Annotated in this window: 5 protein-coding genes and 4 tRNA genes; 5 read left to right on the forward strand and 4 right to left on the reverse strand. The window is 34.4% G+C overall.

Annotated elements, in window-relative coordinates; genetic code table 11:
• On the forward strand, positions 1 to 633 hold a 633-nt coding region (locus CIB29_RS03210), incomplete at its 5' end, for an IS1634 family transposase (protein ID WP_157910191.1).
• 384 nt (positions 634 to 1,017) lie between these two features.
• Here CIB29_RS03210 and CIB29_RS03215 read toward each other — a convergent pair.
• The 4 genes from CIB29_RS03215 to CIB29_RS03230 form a co-directional block, all read right to left on the reverse strand.
• Positions 1,018 to 1,103 (reverse strand) — tRNA-Tyr (locus tag CIB29_RS03215).
• A 9-nt stretch (positions 1,104 to 1,112) separates the two neighbouring features.
• Positions 1,113 to 1,188 (reverse strand) — tRNA-Thr (locus CIB29_RS03220).
• Positions 1,189 to 1,192: 4 nt separating this feature from the next.
• A tRNA-Phe gene (locus CIB29_RS03225) sits at positions 1,193 to 1,268 on the reverse strand.
• Positions 1,269 to 1,274: 6 nt separating this feature from the next.
• Positions 1,275 to 1,351: transfer RNA gene (locus tag CIB29_RS03230), tRNA-Ile, on the reverse strand.
• Positions 1,352 to 1,599: 248 nt separating this feature from the next.
• On the opposite strand from CIB29_RS03230, the gene CIB29_RS03235 reads away from it, so the two are divergent.
• The 4 genes from CIB29_RS03235 to CIB29_RS03250 all read left to right on the forward strand — a co-directional run.
• Complete coding sequence (locus CIB29_RS03235; RefSeq protein WP_094546734.1) at positions 1,600 to 2,886, forward strand: transposase; 1,287 nt, start codon at positions 1,600 to 1,602, stop codon at positions 2,884 to 2,886.
• A gap of 177 nt (positions 2,887 to 3,063) precedes the next feature.
• Positions 3,064 to 4,110 carry a M42 family metallopeptidase gene (locus CIB29_RS03240; RefSeq protein ID WP_094546736.1) on the forward strand — a complete coding sequence of 349 codons (1,047 nt, stop codon included), beginning with the start codon at positions 3,064 to 3,066 and terminating at the stop codon, positions 4,108 to 4,110.
• 78 nt (positions 4,111 to 4,188) lie between these two features.
• Positions 4,189 to 4,806: an IS607 family transposase gene (locus CIB29_RS03245; protein ID WP_094546561.1), complete on the forward strand. Its 618-nt coding sequence runs from the start codon at positions 4,189 to 4,191 to the stop codon at positions 4,804 to 4,806.
• On the forward strand, positions 4,790 to 5,513 hold a 724-nt coding region (locus CIB29_RS03250), incomplete at its 3' end, for an RNA-guided endonuclease InsQ/TnpB family protein (RefSeq protein WP_157910192.1). The genes CIB29_RS03245 and CIB29_RS03250, both read left to right, overlap by 17 nt.

Below are 5,513 nucleotides of genomic sequence, written 5' to 3' on the forward strand. Positions count from 1 at the left end.
ATCAAATACAGGGATTATCAGCGTAAAATCCGCAACTCTCAAATAGAAAGAGCTCAAAAGGCAATAGAAAACAACCCGACAAAAATCAAGAAATGCAATGCTAACGATTACAAAAGGTTTATTACCAAAACAAGCTGTACTGCTGATGGAGAAGTTGCAGAAAACGAGATATACAGCATTGATTCTGCTCTAATCCAGAAGGAAGAAGCCTTTGATGGTTTTTATGGGGTTTGCACAAACCTTGAGGATGATGTATCTGAAATAATCAAGGTGAATCACAGAAGATGGGAAATCGAAGAATGTTTTAGAATCATGAAAAGCGAGTTCAAAGCAAGACCTGTTTATTTAAGCAACGATGACAGGATAGAAGCACATTTTATCACTTGCTTTATATCGCTAATTATATATAGGTTGCTTGAAAAGAGACTCCATGAGAAATTCACCTGCCATGAGATTATTGGTGAATTAAGAGACATGAATTTCAAGGAGATTAAGGGTGAAGGCTATGAACCCATATATACAAGAACTGATTTTACCGATGCTTTACATGAAGCTTTTGGCTTTCGCACGGACTATCAGATTGTTACAACAAGCATGATGAAAAAAATTTTACGAGAAACGAAAAAACAATAAACATTACTCACTTTCCAGAACAATAATAAATCCTGTAAAGCCTTAAATATCAAAGCTTTCCAGGATTTTTGTTTTGTTCAAGTGTCAAATATGGGATTATATACTTGTATGATTACAAAATCAATGCTTTGATTCTACTTTTTCTATATTTTTCAAAACAATATTTCTGTAGATGGTTGCAATCCTTTTTCCGAAAAGCTAATATAGGATAAAGAAGCGTCAGGATTATAGATAAAACACTTTAACCTTGTTTGCCGTAGCCTCCAAGTCATTTGAAATCTCCTCTGCCAGCACAAGTTTCGATATGTTTAAGAATTTTGAAGAGAGAGGAAATAAATACAAAGAAATAGTAAAAGGACTGTAAATAGCTACAGTCCTTTTATTTGGTGGAGGGGGATGGATTCGAACCATCGAAGCTGTCAAGCAACAGATTTACAGTCTGCCCCCTTTGGCCACTCGGGAACCCCTCCATGTTCAATTGGAGCTGGTGAACGGAATCGAACCATCAACCTGCTGATTACAAGTCAGCTGCTCTGCCTATTGAGCTACACCAGCATAATGGTGCCTCCGGGCGGAATCGAACCACCGACACGGGGATTTTCAGTCCCCTGCTCTACCGACTGAGCTACAGAGGCATAATATGGTGGGCCTTCAGGGACTCGAACCCCGGACCAACCGGTTATGAGCCGGTTGCTCTAACCAACTGAGCTAAAGGCCCATACGCGACGACAAGAGATAGTATACGACATTTTAATGCTCATGTCAATAGGAATTTTAATGGACATACCCCATTTTTTTCTTTTAATAAAATTATCCACAAAAAGAAGCTGAAAATGAGAAGTTATCAGGAGATTTGAGAAATTTGTCCACAGATTTGTAAAAACACGAGAAAAGCCCCCAAATTTATGGTATTGTTAAGATATCGAAAAAAAAACACATAAACCACATAGAAAGGGGCTTTCCTACATGTTTGATTATAGCAAAACAGCATATGATTTGAAAAGAAGTATTTGTAATTTTTGTTCCAGATTGGCTCAGGGTCTCCCTGTTCCCTTTAAGAAATTCTTATCCTGCATGGTCTTTGGCATACTCGCATCCAAGACAGTAATACTGGCTGAAATATCCCGTTCTTTAAATGAGGATATAAAGTTAAAAAAGACTATAGAACGCCTTTCCCGTAACCTTGAAAAATTCTCCTATACTGATGATGTACTTAAGAACCTCTCTTCTGAAGTTAAAAGGTATATTCACCATGATACGCCTATCATTATCGACTTAAGTGATATTGTTAAAAAGTACGGCGTAGTCTTTGAAAATATGGGCAAGATCAGGGATGGAAGCACAAAAGAAACCAATATGGACGGGTACTATCTACTTGAAGCACTTATATATAACCACGGAGACAAGCTTCTTGTCCCAATATATTCAGATTTATTCTCTCCAAGTGAACCGGGATTTAAAAGTGAAAATGAAGAAATCATAAAGTGTTTGGACAAGCTCAGAAGCTTATACGGGACCAAGGGCATTTACACCATGGATAGAGGTATGGACAATGTACTGTTCTTTAATTATTTTGAAAACAACTCTCAAAAGTTTGTCATAAGGCTTAAGAAAAACCGCAATGTCATTTTCAAAGGTAAGGAAATAAATATTGTCGACCTTGTTAAAAAATATAAGGGTAAATATTCAACAATCATAAAGAAAAAGAACGGTAAGCAAAGAAAAATTCAGTTCGGTTTTCTGCCTATAGAGTTGCCTGAGATTACTGGCAAAGTATTTAACCTTGTCTTTGTAAGAGGGTATGCCAGAAAAGGGCTTATGCTTTTAACTAACCTTGATATAAAAGATGGTAAAGACTGTTTAAGACCTATACTTTGCTACATATCCAGATGGAATGTAGAAGAGTTCATAAGATTTAAGAAAAATCAATACAAGCTTGAAGATGTAAGAGTCCAGTCCTATCAAAGGCTTAAAAACATAAACTTTTTATTAACCATGGCAATGAGCTATATTTCTCTTACTTCAAAATCCATAAGTAGCAGGAAGATGATTTTTATTTTGCAGGAGATATCCAAAAGAGTACATGGCATACCACCTTTCCCTTACTACAGTACCGCGGATGGAATTTATGAAGTGCTTAAGAAACACAAAACTGGTATTGCTGAATTTTTGAACTATACAAAAAAGAAGCCCAAATCGCAGCAGCTGAGTCTCTTCGAACTCAGATACTGCAAGAGCTTGCTGGTTTCTTAAATTAAATTTTGGGGTATGTCCATGAATTTTAGGGAAAAATATTTTTATTATTTATTCTATTGAAAATTCCTATATTATCTAATAATATTAGTGTAAATAGTCCGGAGTTTCAAGTTCAAAAAACTATCTCCGAACTCCAAGCTCCGGGCTCCAAACCAAAAATAATGAGGTGACTTCATGAATACGCGTGATTTATTAACAATTTTAAGTAATTCAACCGGAATATCAGGGCATGAATACTTTTTTTCATCAAAAATAAAAGAAGTTTTTGAGAATTACTGCCAATCCGTCTATCAGGATGCTGCAGGAAACGTTATTGGTGTAAGAAAAGCCAGGAAAGAAAACCCATATAAAATCATGCTGGCTGCCCATATGGATGAAATCGGATTAATGGTTAAGAATATTGACGAAAAAGGATTTATATACTTTACTAATATAGGCGGGGTGGATCCGAGGATTCTGCTTGCACAGGAGGTTATTGTACATGGCAAGGAAGATTTATTTGGTGTAATTGGTGCAAAACCTCCTCACCTTCAATCGGCCGAAGAAGTTACCAAAGCGGTCAAAATGGAAGACATGGTGATAGATGTAGGATTACCGGCGGAAAAAGTCAAAGAACTGGTGAATATTGGTGATCCTATAACCTTTCATTCTTCATCAAGTTTTCTTTTGAATCGTTACATATGTGGAAAATCCCTGGATGACAGGGCAGGAATTATAGTAATTACCGAATGTTTGAAAGAATTAAAAAGGTCGGAGCTTGATGTGGAGGTATACGCTGTTGCAACAGTCCAGGAAGAGGTCGGACTGAGAGGTGCGATAGTCAGTTCATATCACATTAATCCTGACATAGGGATAGCCATTGATGTCTGTCATGGTGAAACTCCCGATGCTTCAAAGGAAGAAACCTATTCAACGGGTAAAGGACCGGTTATTACAATAGGCCCTAATATCCACCCCAAGTTATCCAAAAAAATAATGGATATAGCAAAGGAATATAATATTCCCTTTCAAATGGATGTAGAACCGGGGAATACCGGCACAGATGCATGGGCTATCCAGGTAACCCGTTCGGGAATTCCTACACTTTTGATATCTATCCCGCTACGGTATATGCACACTACGGTTGAAACCTTGAATTTCAATGACATCACCAACGCTGGTAAACTTTTAGCGTTCTTCATCAAAAAGTTGGAAGGAGAGTTGGAGGTTGACAACAGTTAATAAAAAGTTATAAAAAGTCATAAATTAATGTTGACATTTATAATTTAGTATAGTCTAATACAATTAGAGGTGGTTAATGTGAAGTATTATACTATACATGAGTTTTCTAAATTAGTTGGAAAAACTCCTCAAACATTAAGAAACTGGGACAAAAAAGGATTACTTATTCCACATCATACAGGTGCTAATGGATATAGATATTATTCGCATGACCAATTAAAACAAGTATTAAATATTAAAGAAGATAAAAAATCAAAAGTTATTATAGGATATTGCCGAGTATCTTCGTATAAACAAAAAGACGATTTACAACGACAAGTTGAAAACATGAAATTATATTTAGACAAACAAAATAAAAATTATGAAATAATTGAAGATATAGGCAGTGGGATTAATTATACTAAAAAAGGATTAAGAACATTATTAAGAAAAATAGTCAACAATGAAGTTGAAAAAGTCGTTGTTCTTTATAAAGATAGATTGTTAAGATTTGGTTTTGAATTGGTGGAATATATATCTAATCTGTATGGATGTGAAATTGAAGTAATAGATAGTACAGAAAAAACTGAACAACAAGAACTTGTTGAAGATTTAGTGCAAATAATAACTGTATTTTCTTGTAAACTTCAAGGTAAAAGAGCAAACAAAGCACGTAAAATGATTGAGGAGTTGACCGAAGATGATAAAGACAATTAGAGTACAATTATTACCTAACAATAAACAAAAGACTTTATTAAAGAAATGTGCAGATGTAGCACGATGGGCTTATAATTGGGCTTTATCTAAGCAATTAGAAAATTTTAAAAACGGTGGCAAGTTTATAAACGATGAAGAGTTAAGAAAGGAACTAACACAACTAAAGAAAAATCCTGAATATAATTGGTTAAATGAAGTTTCAGCACAAATACCAAAACAAGCAATAAAGGATTTATGCATAGCTTATAAAAACTTTTTCAGAATAGAAAATAAACATTATTCTGAAAAAACTAAGAAAAAAGCATTAAGACAAGGTAGACAATTGACAGTTTATGATTTAGAAGGACATCCAAAATTTAAAAGCAAAAAAGATGTACAACAAGGGTTTTATCACAGAGAAGATTTAGGACATTTAAAATTTAAAGGTGATAAAGTAAAACTTGAAAAGATAGGATGGATTAAACTATCTGAAAATAGAATCGAATTACAAACAGCGGAAAAATTTTATAATCCAAGAATAAAATTTGATGGTTTTAATTGGTTTATAACCGTAAGTATTGATTATAAACCTACCAACAACCAAAAGTATTCAGATGGAATAGGCATTGACTTAGGAGTTAAAGATTTAGCAGTAATTAATGATGGTAGAAAAATACCTAATATTAATAAGAGTCAAGAAATAAGAAGATTAAATAAAAAATTAAAAA

The sequence above is a fragment of the Petroclostridium xylanilyticum genome, from assembly GCF_002252565.1.
Taxonomy (GTDB): Bacteria; Bacillota; Clostridia; order SK-Y3; family SK-Y3; genus Petroclostridium; species Petroclostridium xylanilyticum.